General features: G+C 68.7%; 16 protein-coding genes. 10 read left to right on the top strand and 6 right to left on the bottom strand.

Annotation, left to right across the window (positions count from 1 at the left end; genetic code table 11):
* Positions 1-120 precede the first annotated feature (120 nt).
* Entirely contained in the window at positions 121-420 is a 300-nt protein-coding gene (locus ACYQ07_RS07815) for a DUF7853 family protein (RefSeq protein WP_459879511.1), read from the top strand.
* Between the two features lie 31 nt (positions 421-451).
* Here the strand turns inward: ACYQ07_RS07815 and ACYQ07_RS07810 are convergent, their stop codons facing one another.
* A complete protein-coding gene (locus tag ACYQ07_RS07810; RefSeq protein ID WP_459879509.1) occupies positions 452-808 on the bottom strand; it encodes a thiol-disulfide oxidoreductase DCC family protein in 357 nt (118 codons plus the stop codon).
* Between the two features lie 497 nt (positions 809-1,305).
* On the opposite strand from ACYQ07_RS07810, the gene ACYQ07_RS07805 reads away from it, so the two are divergent.
* The 6 genes from ACYQ07_RS07805 to ACYQ07_RS07780 all read left to right on the top strand — a co-directional run bounded on the left by ACYQ07_RS07805 (position 1,306) and on the right by ACYQ07_RS07780 (position 6,079).
* Positions 1,306-2,148, top strand: coding sequence for a polyprenyl synthetase family protein (locus ACYQ07_RS07805; protein ID WP_459879506.1), 843 nt, complete (start codon positions 1,306-1,308; stop codon positions 2,146-2,148).
* A gap of 133 nt (positions 2,149-2,281) precedes the next feature.
* Positions 2,282-2,740 (top strand): DUF7529 family protein, encoded by a 459-nt coding sequence (locus tag ACYQ07_RS07800; protein ID WP_459879504.1) that lies wholly within the window; start codon positions 2,282-2,284, stop codon positions 2,738-2,740.
* Positions 2,741-2,865: 125 nt separating this feature from the next.
* Complete coding sequence (locus ACYQ07_RS07795; protein ID WP_459879501.1) at positions 2,866-3,579, top strand: phosphoribosyltransferase family protein; 714 nt, start codon at positions 2,866-2,868, stop codon at positions 3,577-3,579.
* Between the two features lie 144 nt (positions 3,580-3,723).
* Entirely contained in the window at positions 3,724-5,142 is a 1,419-nt protein-coding gene (locus ACYQ07_RS07790; RefSeq protein WP_459879498.1) for an NCS2 family permease, read from the top strand.
* 87 nt (positions 5,143-5,229) lie between these two features.
* Positions 5,230-5,721, top strand: a complete 492-nt coding sequence (locus ACYQ07_RS07785) for an HNH endonuclease (protein WP_459879495.1) — start codon at positions 5,230-5,232, stop codon at positions 5,719-5,721.
* Positions 5,722-5,827: 106 nt separating this feature from the next.
* Positions 5,828-6,079 carry a glutathione S-transferase N-terminal domain-containing protein gene (locus ACYQ07_RS07780; protein ID WP_459879492.1) on the top strand — a complete coding sequence of 84 codons (252 nt, stop codon included), beginning with the start codon at positions 5,828-5,830 and terminating at the stop codon, positions 6,077-6,079.
* Between the two features lie 274 nt (positions 6,080-6,353).
* On the opposite strand, the gene ACYQ07_RS07775 is transcribed toward ACYQ07_RS07780, so the two are convergent.
* Positions 6,354-7,325, bottom strand: a complete 972-nt coding sequence (locus tag ACYQ07_RS07775; RefSeq protein WP_459879490.1) for a transcriptional regulator — start codon at positions 7,323-7,325, stop codon at positions 6,354-6,356.
* Between the two features lie 158 nt (positions 7,326-7,483).
* On the opposite strand from ACYQ07_RS07775, the gene ACYQ07_RS07770 reads away from it, so the two are divergent.
* Positions 7,484-8,863: a TiaS agmantine-binding domain-containing protein gene (locus ACYQ07_RS07770; protein WP_459879488.1), complete on the top strand. Its 1,380-nt coding sequence runs from the start codon at positions 7,484-7,486 to the stop codon at positions 8,861-8,863.
* Between the two features lie 6 nt (positions 8,864-8,869).
* Here ACYQ07_RS07770 and ACYQ07_RS07765 read toward each other — a convergent pair whose 3' ends face one another.
* The gene (locus ACYQ07_RS07765; RefSeq protein ID WP_459879485.1) at positions 8,870-10,123 is read right to left on the bottom strand and encodes a threonine synthase; all 1,254 of its coding nucleotides are present in this window, start codon (positions 10,121-10,123) and stop codon (positions 8,870-8,872) included.
* Positions 10,123-11,079, bottom strand: a complete 957-nt coding sequence (locus ACYQ07_RS07760; RefSeq protein WP_459879482.1) for a succinylglutamate desuccinylase/aspartoacylase family protein — start codon at positions 11,077-11,079, stop codon at positions 10,123-10,125. Before ACYQ07_RS07760 ends, ACYQ07_RS07765 begins: the two co-directional genes overlap by 1 nt.
* A 194-nt stretch (positions 11,080-11,273) precedes the next feature.
* On the opposite strand from ACYQ07_RS07760, the gene ACYQ07_RS07755 reads away from it, so the two are divergent.
* Positions 11,274-13,406 carry a CHAT domain-containing protein gene (locus tag ACYQ07_RS07755; protein ID WP_459879479.1) on the top strand — a complete coding sequence of 711 codons (2,133 nt, stop codon included), beginning with the start codon at positions 11,274-11,276 and terminating at the stop codon, positions 13,404-13,406.
* Between the two features lie 4 nt (positions 13,407-13,410).
* On the opposite strand, the gene ACYQ07_RS07750 is transcribed toward ACYQ07_RS07755, so the two are convergent.
* Positions 13,411-13,542, bottom strand: a complete 132-nt coding sequence (locus ACYQ07_RS07750; RefSeq protein WP_459879476.1) for a DUF7503 family protein — start codon at positions 13,540-13,542, stop codon at positions 13,411-13,413.
* Positions 13,543-13,748: 206 nt separating this feature from the next.
* On the opposite strand from ACYQ07_RS07750, the gene ACYQ07_RS07745 reads away from it, so the two are divergent.
* On the top strand, positions 13,749-15,098 hold the full coding sequence (locus ACYQ07_RS07745; protein WP_459879473.1) for an MFS transporter: 1,350 nt from the start codon (positions 13,749-13,751) through the stop codon (positions 15,096-15,098).
* A gap of 53 nt (positions 15,099-15,151) precedes the next feature.
* Here the strand turns inward: ACYQ07_RS07745 and ACYQ07_RS07740 are convergent, their stop codons facing one another.
* A complete protein-coding gene (locus ACYQ07_RS07740) occupies positions 15,152-15,340 on the bottom strand; it encodes a hypothetical protein (RefSeq protein WP_459879471.1) in 189 nt (62 codons plus the stop codon).
* Between the last annotated feature and the right edge of the window lie 163 nt (positions 15,341-15,503).

Below are 15,503 nucleotides of genomic sequence, written 5' to 3'. Positions count from 1 at the left end.
CGGTCGACCCCCGCCCCCGCGCTCGCCGGCGTCCCCGCCGGAATCTTCCACGACTGTCGATACCGGGGGTGTGTCACACCAACACACACCTTTAAGAGCCTGCCTGCGTACGAACGACCGATGACCCCTCCATCCGAGGACCGGCCGACGTTCGACCCCACGCGCGAGGAGGCGTGGGTCGCCCACGTCGCCCTGTTGGCCGCCGGCGAGGCGGCGGTCGACGACGGCGACGAGACGCCCCCGCAGCTCCGGGCGGTACGCGCCATCGAGAGCGACGCCGACCTCGACCGCGAGGAGCTCGCGATGGTCCACGACGCGCTGGTCGACTATCTCGGCGAGGCCCCCGTTCGCGACCGCGCGCCGGCGCGCTCCGCGCTCCGGGACGCGTCGGCAGCGCTCGACGAGCCCCCGACGGCGTGAGCCGGGTAGCGCGGTTGCAGGCCCTGTTGAACTACTCCACCGACTCCCGCGAAGCGTACTGTCCCCAGATCGGCCGCCGATTCGCGATGAACCGGTAGAGCCAGTCGCGGAACCGGGCGTACCCCGGAACCTCCCGGAGCGCGGCGAACAGCCACCACGTCGGCGTCGAGAGCCGAGCGATCACCTGCTCGGCGGCGGCGCCGCCGCTGTACTCGGCGGTATCCGTCAGCAGGTGCATCGAGCGCTCGTAGTCGTCCGGCAATCGGGCTTTCTGGTACTCCGAGAGCTCGGAGAAGCCGACGGTGTCGAACTCGCCGAGTCGCGTCGCCAGCGAGACGAACCACATACAGAAGCCACACTCGTCGTCGTAGACGATCCGCGGGCGCATTATCGGCTGTTCAACGCGAGGGATAAAGGGTCTTGTTGCCGTCCGGGTGAGATCTCTCGCGGTCGCTTATAAGCGGAAACGCCCCGCTGCGAGCGCCGTCCGCTTATAAGCCCCCGCCGAGATTCCGGGCTGATCGTCGAGTAGCAGCGTCTCCGCGGGGTGCGCGCCGGCGGGCTCGACGGACGGTGGCTCGCTCGGCGGCGCGCTTATAAGGGTGCTCGCGGCTTCGCCGCTCGCTTCTCGGGGCCTCCCTCCGGTCGTAATCCGGGGCTTCCCTGCACGGCTTCGCCGTTCGCTCATCGAGGGCTCCCTTCGGTCGCCCTCGCTACGGTCAGCCCCGCCCCCGCAGCCTCGCGGTTCCACCGCTCGGCTATCCGGGGTCTCTCTCCGGTCGCCCTCGCTGCTCGCGGCTGCGCCGCTCGCTCATCGAGACCTCACTTCGTTCGGTCTCGCTCATTCCGTCAGGCCTTTGCGCCACCGGCCCGTTTTATAAGCTAATGGAGTATCTGGAGCGCCGGGTCGCGCTCGTCGACGACCGGCTTGAGACGGTCATCGACGACGTGGAGCCCGACGAGCTGTCCGCGGAGCTGGAACACGTCGTGCTCGCGGGCGGCAAGCGCGTGCGGCCCGCCGTGACGCTGCTGGCGTGTGAGGCGTTCGGCGGCGACCCCGAGGACGCCGTCGACTTCGGGGCGGGCATCGAGTTCGTCCACAACGCCTCGCTCGTCGTCGACGACATCATCGACCGGTCGGACGTGCGCCGGGGAACGCCCTCCGCGTGGGCGGAATTCGGCTACGGCCCCGCGCTGATCACCAGCGACGGGCTGCTCGGCGAGGCGTTCGCGCTGTTCTCCTCGGACGAGCGCGCCATGCGCATCGTCGCCGAGGCGATGGTCGAACTCGGCGAGGGCGAGGCGACGGAGCTCGCCGCGCGCCCGACCACCGAGGCGGAGTACATGGAGCTGGCCCGCCGCAAGACGGGCGCGCTGTTCCGGGCGGCCGCCGAGCTCGGCGCGGTCGCGGGCGGCGCGGAGCCGGAGGCGGTCGAGCTGTTCGGCGAGTACGCCGAGCGCGTCGGCGTCGCCTTCCAGATGCGCGACGACGTGTTGGACGCCACGGCCGACGCCGACGACCTCGGCAAGCCCACCGGCCAGGACGCCGAGATGGACCGCCCCTCCGTCGTACAGGTGACGTCGCTGTCGCCGGAAGAAGTCGACGCGCGCGCACGCGAGCAGTCGGAGCTCGCACTCGCCGCGCTGGAGGAGGCGGAACCCTCCGGCGAGGCGGCCGTCGACTACCTCCGGGACCTCGCGGAGTTCGTCGTCGTGCGCGAGCGGTGAACGGAAACGCGGTGCCGTTTCAGGGCCGGTCGCGGTCGACCGCCCCGGTCTCTCAGCCGTCGGTCGCGAGCGCCGCGAATGCCGCAAAACCGCGAGCGAACGTTTAACAAGGCGGGGACGCCCGAGTGGGTGTATGAGCGACCACACGCTGGACGAGCGCTGGCAAGACGTCCTGTCGGACACGGACGCGACGGTCGAGGAGTACCGCGATCGGGGCTGGGACGCGCTGGCGCTCCATCCCGGCAACGTGAATCCCGTGTCGGACGCCGCCCGGATCGGCGTGTTGCTCCCGGGGTCGGAGTTCGACGAGCTCCGCGAGCGGATGGACGCGGTCGAGATCGACACGTTCCGCGTGTACGCCGCCGGCGAGGGTGGCGTGGACTTCCGGCTCGTCGTCGCCGAGGACTCCGACCGGGAGTTCGCGGTGTGTGTGCCCACGTTCCTCGTCACCGGCGAGGCCGAGGGGCTCCGCGAGGCCGCCGTCGAGGCCGGCGGGCTCACCATCCGCCTCCGCCCGCTCGATGACCGGGATGTCGTCGAGCTCACGCTCACCGACCTCGGCCCGTTCTTCGAGCCGGTGCCCGCCGAGTAGCCGGCGCCCGACGCCCGGCGCTCGGCCGGCCCTCCGTGAGGGACGCGTGGCGAACCATGGTCGTGCGTACCACTCGCCACGTCCGGTTTCGATGTATTCATAGTTGTGTAAGGGCGAACATCGGTATGAACCGAGCCGAGAAGGCCGCCCTCCAGCTACAGGCGGTCGCCGTCCTGCGAATGTTGAAGGAGACCCGAACGTACGACGAGCTCTCGGAGGTGACCGGGCTTCCCGCCGGCGACCTCAACCGCTACGTCAACGGCCACGTGCTGCCCGGGACCGAGCGCGCCAGCGAGGTCGTCGAGGGCGTCGGTCGCGACGCGCTCGCCGACGAGCTCGTCGCTCGCGTGGAGTTCGACGACGAGGGGTACGTCGACAACTCCGGCGTCGTCTTCGACCAGTCGTTCCTCGACCTCGTCGCCCCCGTCGCGGCCGAGACGTTCGACTTCGAGTCGCCGGACGTGGTGTTGACGGCGGCGACCGACGGCATCACCCTGGGCGCGGCGATGGCCTCGTTCTTCGACGCCCGGCTCGCGTACGCCAAGAAGTCCAAGGAGACCGCCGTCGAGGAGTTCATCGAGTCCCGCCAGCGGCTCGCCTCCGGCATCGAGCTCACCTACTACCTCCCCGCCCGCGCCATCGACGAGGGCGACACCGTGCTCGTCGTCGACGACCTCATCCGATCGGGCGAGACTCAGGAGTTGCTGCTCGACATCGCCCTGCAGGCCGACGCGGACATCACCGGCGTGTTCACGCTGATCGCCGTCGGCGACGAGGGGATGGCCCGCGCCCGCGAGATCACCGACGCGCCCGTCGGCGCGCTGGAGACGTTCGAGTAGTTCCCGGCGCACATACGCACGTTCGAGCCCCTTTTTGCGGGAGACAAGGAGTTTCGACCGGTGTGAATACTCACATTTGTGTGTATCTGCTAGTTCCGGACAGCAACATTTATAATCTGATCCGGAAGTATGCACACTCGTTCAATGGGATTCACAGACCGGTTCCGCCTCGACGAGCACGGCTCCGACCTGCGGACGGAAGCGATCGCCGGCGTAACGACGTTCCTCGCGATGGCGTACATCATCGTGGTGAACCCGGCGATCCTGTCGGAAGCGATCGTCCTCGAGGACTACAGCCAGACGCAGGTGTTCCAGATGATCGCGATCGCGACGATCCTCGCGTCGGCGGTTGCGACGGTGGTGATGGCGCTGTACGCCAACCGACCGTTCGGGTTGGCGCCCGGGATGGGGCTCAACGCCTTCTTCGCGTTCACCGTCGTGATCGCGCTTGGCATCCCGTGGCAGACGGCGCTCGCGGCCGTCTTCGTGGAGGGGGTCCTCTTTATGCTCCTCACCGCGGTCGGCGCTCGTGAGTACATCATCAACCTGTTCCCGAAGCCGGTGAAGTACGCGGTCGGCGCGGGTATCGGCGCGTTCCTGCTGTTCATCGGTCTCCAGGAGATGCAGGTGATCGTCGCCTACGAGGGAACCCTCGTCGAGCTTGGTGACGTGGCCGCGACGCCGGGCGCCCTGCTGGGCGTGCTCGGCGTGCTGTTCACGCTGATCCTCTGGGCGCGCGGCGTCACCGGCTCGATCGTCATCGGCATCCTCACGACGGCGACCGCCGGCTGGCTGGCCGCGGTCGCCGGCCTCACCGCCCCCGGAAACGTCGTCGACGAGGGACTCTACTCGACGTTCGCCGAGCAGGGTCTCGTCGGCGGGCTGATGACGCTCGTCACCACCGTTCAGTTCGACTTCACGCCGCTTGCGGGAGCGTTCATCGGCGGCCTCTCGGACATCGACCCGCTCACGTTCACGTTCGTCGTGTTCACGTTCTTCTTCGTCGACTTCTTCGACACCGCCGGGACGCTCATCGGCGTCTCCCAGTTCGGCGACTTCCTTGACGAGGAGGGGGAACTCCCCGAGATGGACAAGCCGCTGATGGCCGACGCGGTCGGCACCACCTTCGGCGCGATGGTCGGCACCTCGACGGTGACGACGTACATCGAGTCGTCGACCGGCATCGAGGAGGGCGGTCGCACCGGGCTGACGGCGCTGGTCGTCGCCGGCTGTTTCCTCCTCGCGATCCCGTTCGTCGCGCTCGTCCCGCTCCTCCCCGACTACGCCTCCTTCCTCGCGCTCGTCGTCGTCGGCGTGATGATGTTCCAGGGCGTCTCGGACATCGACTGGAGCCATCCGGCGTGGACGATTTCGGCCGCGCTCACCATTCTGGTGATGCCGCTGGCCTACTCCATCGCCGACGGACTCGCGGCCGGCATCGTCGCGTTCCCGATCATCAAGGCTGCGATGGGCGAGAACGACGACGTGCACCCCGGCCAGTGGGTGCTCGCGGTCCTGCTCGTCGCCTACTACGTGCTGCAGACCGGCGGCTTCGTGCTGTAACGCCCCCATCGCGGATGGCGCCCCGGACGCCGCCGCGGACGCCACCCACGACACGCCGCTTTTCCTTCTCCGTCGCCACGTCCACGCATGGAACGGTGGGAGTCGGTGCGCGCCTGGAAGTGCCGGGAGCTTCCGGATCCCCCACAGTTGACCGTCTCCGAGCTGTTTTCGAAGCTCTCCGCGTCCGGCCCGAACCGCCACCGCACCCGCCAGCCCGACTGGGAGGTACGCGCCCGGGTGCGCCTCCGCGACAAGTTCCGCTGTGCGCTGTGTTCCGCCGGGCTCGTCTCCCGCCCGGACGGCGCGACCGTGTGGCGGGCGCGCGACGGCCGAACCCGCCGGCGGCCGCCCGGTAAGTCCGTGCAGGGAACCGCCGCGCGCACGCTGGAGGTCCATCACGTCGTGCCGCGCTCGAACGGCGGCACTAACGACCTCTCGAACCTGCTCACGCTGTGTTCGGACTGTCACGAGGACGTCCACGACTATCGGGCGGACCGGATCCCCCGCGACCACACCCGGCCGCCGCTCGGCACCCGTCCCGACGGCGGCGACGCGCGGGTCGGCACGACGAACCGGTAGGGCGCTCCTGTGGCGGGTCTCGCGCCCGGCGACCGCATCCACGGCCGTGCGCGCGGCGTGCATCGACCGGCGGCTTCTTTATGGAACGAGGGCCTATGTGCTGGCGATGACGAACCTGACGCTCTACGAACTGGAGGGCTGCCCGTACTGTGCGAAGGTCACCGACACGCTCGCCGAGCTCGGGCTGGAGTACGAGTCGATCATGGTCCCCCGCTCGCACGCCGAGCGCACCGAGGTCGAGGAGGTCTCCGGACAGACCGGCGTTCCCGTCCTCGTCGACGAGGAGCACGGCGTCGAGGGGATGTCCGAGAGCGACGACATCGTCGCGTACCTCGAAGAGACGTACGGCGACGCCTAAGCGCCCGGCTGCCGTCGGTGCGGGTCATCTCGCCGACCACGATCTCCCCGTCCGTTCCGGATCGTGTGAAATTAAATACCACTAGAAACATTCGCCGCCTACGGCGCCGACCCTCCGGTCTGCGCCGTGTGCATTGGCTGCGGACGAACATCGATCATCGATCGTGGTCCCTCGTGACGGGACCACTTTGGACGGTGTTCGCAGTGGCGGCGGTGGGTTCGCCGCGCTCGCGGGGGGCCTCGTTTTTCCGTCGATCGTCTCCGAAGCGACGGCGCTACGCCTCGCTCGGCTCCTCGGCGCGGTCGCGGATCAGGTCCCGGATCGTGTCCGGGTCCGTGATGTCGGCCAGCTCCTCACAGGAAACGAGCGCGGTGCCGTCGACGGATTCCCGTTTCTCCGTCTCCTTCGTGAAGTACACCGACCGGGTGTGCGCGACCTCGCCGATCGACGACATGATCCGCGCGCGTTTCTCGGCGGCGCGGGTGAACGCGGAGTGGCCGGTGAGCACGCGCATATCGGGACCGTCGTCGTCCTCCGAGACGGCCTTAAACGGGGCGCGCGCCGTCGGGTGGACGGTGAAGCCGGCGTTGGTGAGCACGTGGAGCACGTGCTCGTCGTCGGGGTCGGCGTCGGGCGCATCCGGGGTGGGCTCGGCGTCGCGCACCCCCTCGGCGCCGCCCATCACGTTCACCGGGCTGGAGAACGGCTGGTCGAACAGCTCCTCAAGCTGGATGGCGACCTCGATGGAGGCGTTCATCCCGTCCTCGTACTTCGAGACGGTGCGTCGCGAGACGCCGAGCTCGGTGGCGAGTCGGCCGAGCGACCAGCCGCGCTCCTCGCGCTCGTCGGCCAGCAGGTCGCCGTCGAGGCTGACGTACAGTCCGCCGGGCGCCGCGTAGATCAGCGGGGGCATCCCCTCGACGAACAGGTCCATCGCGGTGTCGGGGTTGATGACGGGGACGCCGTGTCTGAAGTAGGTGACGTTGGGCTTCAGGTCCTCGTCGCGCGTGCGGAGGCCGACGACCATCGGCGTGGCGTCGAGATACTCGCCGAGCCGGCGCATCTCGGCACCCGTCTCGGCGTCGAGCGCGTCGACGTTACCGAGGATCTTCAACAGCACCAGGTCCTCGCCTCGCCGTGCCGCCACGTCGAAGCTCTTGGGCCGGACCGCACACCGGTCGCTGACGAGGAACCCCGCGTCCTCCAGCATCGCGGTGACGTTCTCGATCAGCGCAGTCCGGGACATACCGAATAATAAGCCGTTCGCCGCATATATACGTTGTGCCGGCGGGGTGCGGACGGATGCCTCCGCCCGCCTGCGGTTTCTCGCCGAATCGCCGGGGATACAGTTATATACCTGTTGTGCGCCGAAACCGGCTTCCGCACGCACCGGTAACGTCGGGCGTGACCATCGTCGCCGTCGACGACACCGACTCGCGCACGGGCGGGCTCTGTACCACCTACGTCGCGACACTGCTCGCCGAGCGGCTCGAAGCCGCGGCCGACGCCCGCGTGCGCCGGCGGATCCTCGTCCGGCTCAACCCGGCCGTGAAGCACAAAACGCGCGGCAACGCGAGCGTCGCCCTCCACGTCGACTGCGACCCAGAGGTTGCCTTCGAGACGGCCGCCGACCTGATTCGCGAGTACGCCGTCGTCGACGACCCCCGAACCTCGCCGGGCGTCGTCGTCGCCGACTGCGACGCCGGCGGCGACCCCTTCACTCCTGCCACCTCACCGATCCCCGAGCCAGTCGCCGACTTCGCCCGGCGGGCGATGCGCGAGCGACTCTCGCTGGACGACGCGACCGCCCTCGCCGACGAGTGCGGATTCCGGCACGCCGGATTCGGAACGGGTGGGGATCCCGAGGATGCAACCGCCGACGTCGAGGGCCGTGGTCGTATCGGCGCGCTCGCCGCCGTCGGCGCCCCGGCCGCCTTCGACGACTGGACGGTCGAGCACATCTCCTACCGCGAGTTCGACCGCTGCGGCACGCCCCGTGAGGTGGACGCGGACACCGTCTTCGACGCCGCGGACGCCGGCTATCCCCGCGTGTGGGACACGGTCGACCGGGGGACTGGCGCCGTCGTCTGCGTCCCGAACGCCCCCGGCCCGATCCTCCACGGGATCCGCGGCGACGACCCCGACGCCTGCCGGCGAGTTGCGGCCGACATCGAAAGCGAGCCCGTCGACCGCGCGGCGACGTTCCTCACCAATCAGGGGACCGACGCCCACCTCGAACCCGGGCGGATCGGCGACCTCCGCGACGGCGCAGGCTACCGCGTGGCTGCGATCGTCGCACGCGCGCCCGAAACGCGCGAGGGCGGCCACGTCGTGGTCGGGCTGGCGGCGCCCGACGAACCCAACTCGGCGGACGCCGATGGCGGCGCGTCCCTCACCGGCGTCGCGTTCAAGCCCACCGGCCGATTCCGCGACCGCGTTCGCGCCCTTCGTCCGGGTGACCGACTCACGGTCTGTGGAGAGTTCGAGGTGCGCGACGACGGCGATCGAACGCTCAAACTGGAGAAGTTCGCGGTCCACGACCTCGTCCGCACGGAGCCCGCCGTCCCGTCCTGTCCCGACTGTGGCCGGTCGATGGAGTCGGCCGGCCGCGACCAGGGCTACCGGTGTCGCGACTGTGGCACGGATGCGCCCGGCAAGGTCGACCGTCCGATCGAGCGCGAGCTTTCGGAGGGATGGTACGAGGTGCCGCCGAGCGCCCGCCGGCACGTGGCGAAACCGCTTATCAGGGGCGGGTTCGACGCACCAACCCACCCGGAGCGGTGACCCGCCTTACGTCTTCAACCCGCTACCCGTCAACGGCACCACCACGTCCTCGTCCGGGTCGATCGCTCCGCGATCGCGGAGCTCGCGGAGCGCCGCGGGCGCCACCGCACAGGTCGGCTCGGTGTAGAAGCCGGCGGCATGGAGGCGGTCGAGCTCCTGCTCCGCGTCGGCCTCGGTGACGGCGAGCGCGTCGCCGCCGGTCTCCCGAACCGCCTCCAGGATCGCGTCGATCTGCACCGGCTCCGCGATCTGGATGCCGTCCGCAGCGTCGTTGACCCGTCCTGTGGGATCGGCCGCGTCGGGTCCGTGAAGTTCGCGGACGACGGGCGCGACGCCGGCCGCCTGTGCCCCGTACAGTCGGGGGAGCTCGTCGATCCAGCCCGCTTGCTTGAGCCGCTGGAATCCCCAGTACGCGCCCAAAAACAGCGTGCCGTGGCCGAGCGGGGTGACCACCGCGTCGGGCGCTTCCCAGTCGCGCTGGAGTGCGACCTCGTAGGCGAACGTCGCCGTCCCCTCGAAGAAGGCGGGGTTCCAAGCGTGGCTGGCGTACCACGCCCCCGACGAGTGGCCGTCGGGGGCGTCTTGGTCCGACGAGTGGCCGTCGGGGGCGTCTTGGTCCGACGAGTGGCCGTCGGGGGCGTCTTGGTCCGACGAGTGGCCGTCGGGGGCGTCCTGATTCGGTACGGCATCATTGAGCGCGTCAACACACGCGTCAGTCACGTCCTGTCGACTCCCCTCGATGCGGACCGGCTCCGCGCCGGCGCGACGGATCGCCGCCAGCTTCGACTCCTTGACATTGGCGGGGACGTAGATCTCGGCGTCGATCCCCGCACGGGCGGCGTAGGTCGCGATCGCGGCGCCGGCGTTGCCCGAGGAGTCCTCGACGACGCGCTCGACGCCGAGATCGCGGGCACGGGTGAGCGTCGTCGTCGCACCACGGTCCTTGAACGAGCCGGTGGGGAAGACGTACTCCAGTTTGAACGCAGCGTTCCAGTCGGGGGCATCCACGAGCGGCGTCAGTCCCTCGCCGAGCGTCACCCGGTCGGCGGGGTCGTCGCCGACGGGGAGGAAGTCGTCGAACGCCCACAGTCCGTCGCGGGCGTCGAACGCCGCGGGGTCGGGCGCCGGCCCGTCCGGAATCGGGGGTTCCGCGAACCGCAACGGAGCACCGCAGGTGCAGCGCCAGCGGTCGCGGAACGTCTCGTTGCAGTCGGGACAGCGGAGCAGGCGGGCGTCGTCGTGGCCGTCAGCGTCGCCCATCAATAGCTGTCCACGTCAGTGGCGACGGAGCAGACGTACTCGCCCTCAGCGACCTGCGGAAGCCGGCGGGAGCGCCAGAAGATCCCGTCGGAGTCGGCCGTGACGCGGCCCTTCATCTCGCCGAAGACGCTCTCGACGCGGAATAGCACGTCGCCGGTCTCGACGCGCTCGCCGAGCTCCCGCTCGAATCGGACGAGCCCGCCGGCGGGCGCCCCGTGCTGGTCGAACCCGCGGGCGCGGGTCTGTTCGGTCAGCTCCACCTTTCCGTCGAGGAAGCCGTAGTGGCGAAGCACGTTGAACGTTCCCTCGACGCCGTACTGGATCGACTCCTCGTCCCAGCCGACGCAGCCGCCGAGCTCCGGGTCTATCGTGGGAACCCCCTCGTCCGGGCCCGCGCGAGCGAGCTGGCCGTCGGGCCCCTTCACGTCGAGGACGTGCCCACAATCGAACACCTTCGCCAGCCGAAGGCAGTCGCCGTGGAGACGGTGCCGGGAGCCGCACCGCACTCGCGTCTCGTTGATCATCCGACTCGTGGAGCCCTGGTGGAGGTCGAGAATGAGGTCCGCGTCGCTCGCAACGTCGAACGTCGCGTTCGCGATCCGCTCGCTCGTCGTCCCGCTCGCGTCGCCAGGGTACCCCCGGTTCATCTTCCGGTCGTCGATCGGGTTCCGGTGTTCGGCCACCTGATACGCGAAGTAGTTGACGATGCCGACGAAGATCACCGTTCCCGACAGCTCCGCCGGGTCGAGCCGGGGATACACCCGGTTGACGACGCCGAGCCCGTTGAGCTCGTCGCCGTCGCTCACCGCCTGCACGTACAGCGTCTTCCCGTCGGCCGCTCCGTTGACGACGGCCACGGGGAGCTTCACGGGACTGCCGTCCCGCGTCTCCCCGACTTCGAGGCGCCCGGTGTCCGTCTCGCCCGGCGCCGCGGCCGCCGTTCCCAGCGTGATCATTGGCGGTGATTCGTCGGGTGGTCCCTTTATCGATTCGGTCGGGACCGTCACCCCCGGCGACACAAGCTTTATCGGGGCGATCGGCGAACCATTTCATCGACGAACGCGGTGCGGGCGTCGGGATTGGTGCCGCCGGTCGCCGCCGGGCGCCGAGACGGATGCTTCCGGGCACACGAGACGCACCGCTTTCCACAATGAGCATCGACATCGCTCCGCTCCGTGACGACGCCGGGCTCGTCGTCACCGACCACATCGAAAACGCGCAGTTCGAGGTGTACACCGACCGGTCCGTCGATCCGGAGCCCGCCCCGCTGACGGACCACTACTTCCCGGTCGATGCCAGCGTCACCGTTGCGGCAAGGTGGATCGAGATACCCAGAGACGCCGTGCTCACCGTCCACGGCGCGGACGGGGAGATGCGCATGCGCGGTGACGACTTCGCGTTACGAGCCGGCGACTACCACGTCGGCGTCGATCCCGCGCCCACCAAGCTGTACCTCTCCTTCGAGGCGGGGTTCTCCGTCCGGACGACCGGCGGCTCCACGATCGTCGAATTCGACGGGTGTACCGAGGTGGCGCTCGGGTTTCGGTCGCTTCATCAGGTGCCCGCCGGCACGATCACGACGCCGACCGATCCCGCGTCGGTGATGGACGCCGTCTCCCTGCTCGGCTCCTCGCTGTCGACGACCAGTCCGGAGCGCTCGTTTCCCACCCTCCGCGGCCATCCGCCGCTGATCGAGCCCGGTGAGACGTTCTCGGTTCCCGACCGCGTCGAGCCGCTCGACAGCGGCATCCGGATCGTGATCCCGCCGGCGTTCGAGTACCTCTACCCGGTCGTCTCGCTCGCCTACTACTTTGCCGCGGAGGTGGTGTCCGGCGAGCACCCGCGGATCGAGGGGGACGGGTGGGAGTACCCGCTCGGCCCCGATTTCGAGGCGACGACGGCGAACGTGCTCCGCCAGTCGTTCTACCTCGACTGTATCACCCGGACGGAAGGATTCTACCCGGTCACCCTTCACGAGCGGGAGACAACCGGGCTCGACCTCGACTGGGAGCGGCTCTACAACCTCCCGCTCGCCGAGCGCCTCGGCGAATACCTCGACGTTCCGTTCGAGCGCATCGAACCGGAACTGCCACAGTGGACCCTCACGACCGACATCCGTCCGGATCCGGGGAATCTGGAGCTGCTCCCGTTCGTTGCCGGCGAACTCTCGTTGATCCGCTCGCCGGATCGGCGAGGTGGGACGCCCGATCCCGAGTCCGGACCCGAGTCCGATCCGGACCACGTCTCGGAGTTCTTCCGGGCGCCGGCGGCTGACGGTCTCGTCGCCCGCGGTCCTGCGGAGTCGGGGACACGAACTACCGGAAGCGGTCGGTCGACGGGGTTCACCCCGGACGACGCTGACTTCATCGAGCCGGACCCCGTCAGCACCACCGAACACGCCTGGGTCGGCGACGGTGTCCCCCTCGGCGCCAACAAGACGACGCTGGAGGCGTATCATCGGCGGTTGCGGGCGGACGCGGTCGGCCAGTCGCGGATCTCCGTGCTCGTGGTGTGTAACGACGAGCAGATGCGCGAGGAGGGTGACGTCGCCGAGCTCTACGGGCTCCGTGACATGGTGCAGTTCGACATTGCTGTTCGCCACGACCTCACACGCGAGGAGATGCGAGGTGCGCTCCGTGAAGACGTGGACTTTCTCCACTACATCGGCCACGTTGACGAGCGCGGGATGCAGTGTCTGGACGGGTTCCTCGACCTCACGAGCGAGCGCCTCGACGTGGGAATCAGCGCGTTCCTACTCAATGCCTGCCAGTCGTATCGGCAGGGAGAGTCGCTGGTCTCGCTCGGCGCCCGTGGCGGGATCGTCACGCTCTCCGACGTTGCGAACACGCCGGCGACCCGGTTGGGGCGGATCATCGCTCGACTGATGAACGGCGGCTTCAACTTACGGATCGCCCTCCACGTCGCCAAGCAGGAGCTGATAACCGGTCACCAGTATATCGTCGTCGGAGACGGCGCAACCACGATCTGTCAGAGTCGGAGTGGCGTGGCGGTCGTCGCCAGCATCCGGTCGGAAACTGACGGGTCGTGGTCGCTAGCTATCAACAGCTATCCGAACGGTCCGTACGGCGTCGGTACTCTCACTGCGCCGGCGATTGCGGGCCATGCGACGAACTATACTGTCCCAGCGGAAGTACAGCTATCGGACGTGACATCCAAACAGCTGGAGGGATGGCTCCAGTCGGAACTGCTCCCCGTTTTTCACGATGGAACGCTCACGTGGAGTGATGAACTGGTCCCGCTGAAGGAACTATCGCGTCGTTAGAACTTCACGGTCCAGGACACGACTTCATCGCGTTCGCCGCGACGGGCGCTGACTGCGACAACAGCAGCAGCGTGGTGAACAGGACGCCAGCCATTTTGGGGTGCTCTGCAACGTAGTGTGCAACGCTTTCCTCCATATTCCTAGAATAGGCCGACAATATTAAACAAGAATTGTATTACCGTTGTGGTATTGTGGATGTTCTAATATGAAAACACACAGTAAAGAACTCACTACCCACCCGCACCGTTCCGATACCGTGACCCATGCCGATCCGTTTCCAGCGCGTCGCTCGCTCCTTCGATGACCGGTGCGTTGAAGGGGGTTTCGACGGAGGATCCGCACATGAACGACGGCGAGCCGGCCGCGGACGACGGCGTCGACTTCCTGGACCCGTTCCGCCAGTTCCTCTCGTTGGAGCGGGACGTGCTGGTGTTGTCGCTCTCGATGTTCGCGTTCAGTCTGGGCTTTCAGATGACGAACCGGTACATCCCGGAGTATCTGTCCGCGCTCGGCGCGAGCGCCTTCGTGATCGGCATGTTCGGCACCGTGGGCAACGTGATCGGCGCCGTCTACCCGTACCCCGGCGGACGGCTCTCCGACCGGATCGGGTCGCGCTACGCGCTCACGCTGTTCGGGCTCCTCTCCTCGCTCGGGTTCGCCGTCTGGCTGGTCGCGCCGAACCTCGGGACGATCACGGTGGCGGGCGTCGTGCTCGAACCCTGGATCTGGATCTTCGTCGGCCTCTTTCTCGCGCAGGCGTGGAAGTCGTTCGGCCTCGGCGCGACGTACGCCATCGTCAAGCAGTCCGTCCCGCCACACCGGCTCGCGCGCGGGTTCGCGAGCACGGAGGTGTTCCGGCGCTCGGCGTTCCTGCTCGGCCCCCTCATCGCCGCCGGCATGCTGTACGTCTTCGTCGACTTCACGGTCGGGTTCCAGTACGTGCTCGCGGTCGGGCTGCTCGCCGGCGTCGTCGCCACCGTCGCCCAGCACGTCCTCTACGACGCCAGCGAGGACACGCTCGGCAAGCAGTTCGAGGGCGCCCAGGAGGTCGTCGACGACCTCCGGTCGCTCCCGCCCGAGCTTCGGCCGCTGCTTATCGCCGACACCCTCGTGCGGTTCGCCAACGGGATGGTGTACGTCTTCTTCGTGATCGTCGTCGTCCAGTTCCTCGGCGTGGGGCTGGAGGTTGGTCCCATCACCCTCTCGCCGGCGGTGTTCTTCGGCGTGTTGCTGGCGATCGAGATGCTCGTCGCGCTGGTCTCGATGCCGCCGGCCGCGCGGCTCGCGGAGTCCGTCGGGCTCAAACCCGTCGTCGGACTCGGCTTTCTCGTCTACGCGATCTTCCCCGTGTTGTTGATCAACGCGCCCGCGGACGCGCTCGTGGTCGGGCTCCTGTTCGCGTTCTCCGGGCTCCGTTTTGCGGGGTTACCCGCGCATAAGGCGCTGATCGTCGGCCCCGCCGAGCGCGATACGGGCGGCCGGGTGTCGGGGTCGTACTACCTCGTTCGGAACACGGTCGTGATCCCGAGCGCGGCGCTCGGCGGCCTCATCTACGGCGGCTTCTCGGTGCCGGCGACGGACCTCTCCGTGGCCGGGAGCCCGACGCTCGCGTTCGGGCTCGCCTCCGCGGTCGGGATGGTGGGAGTCGGCTACTTCGTGCTGTTCGGCGAGGAGTACGAGGCGTACGCGTAGTACTGGGCAGATTGCGGCGTGTACGACGAACGCGACGGCGCCGTCGGCTCCTTTTAAATGGTTGGCGTGGAGAATGCGACGGCGAGCGCGGAGACCACGACCGGCAACGTCCCAGCCGGCTCCTGATAAGCGGTTGGTGCGGTGAGCACGACGGCGAACACCTCCAACGCCCCAGCCGGCTCCGGTCGAGGGTTCCGGAAGACGGTCCGGCTCGCTGCTCGCGGGACCCTCGCTGCGCGCATAAAAGGCCTTTCAGCACCGCCCGGCCTTTTGAGTGCTTGCGTCGCCCGTCGTCCCGGAGCTGGCTCGCGGCTACGCCGCTCGCTTTCGGGGCCTCCTGCCAGTCGGCCCCGCCGCTGCCCCTTTGAGTCCCACCCACCCCGCACAGCCCCGCAACCGCAGCCT

Source organism: Halorubrum gandharaense (assembly GCF_054654575.1).
The sequence above is the reverse complement of the archived record's forward strand: the minus strand, read 5'-3'. Positions and strand labels throughout refer to the sequence as shown.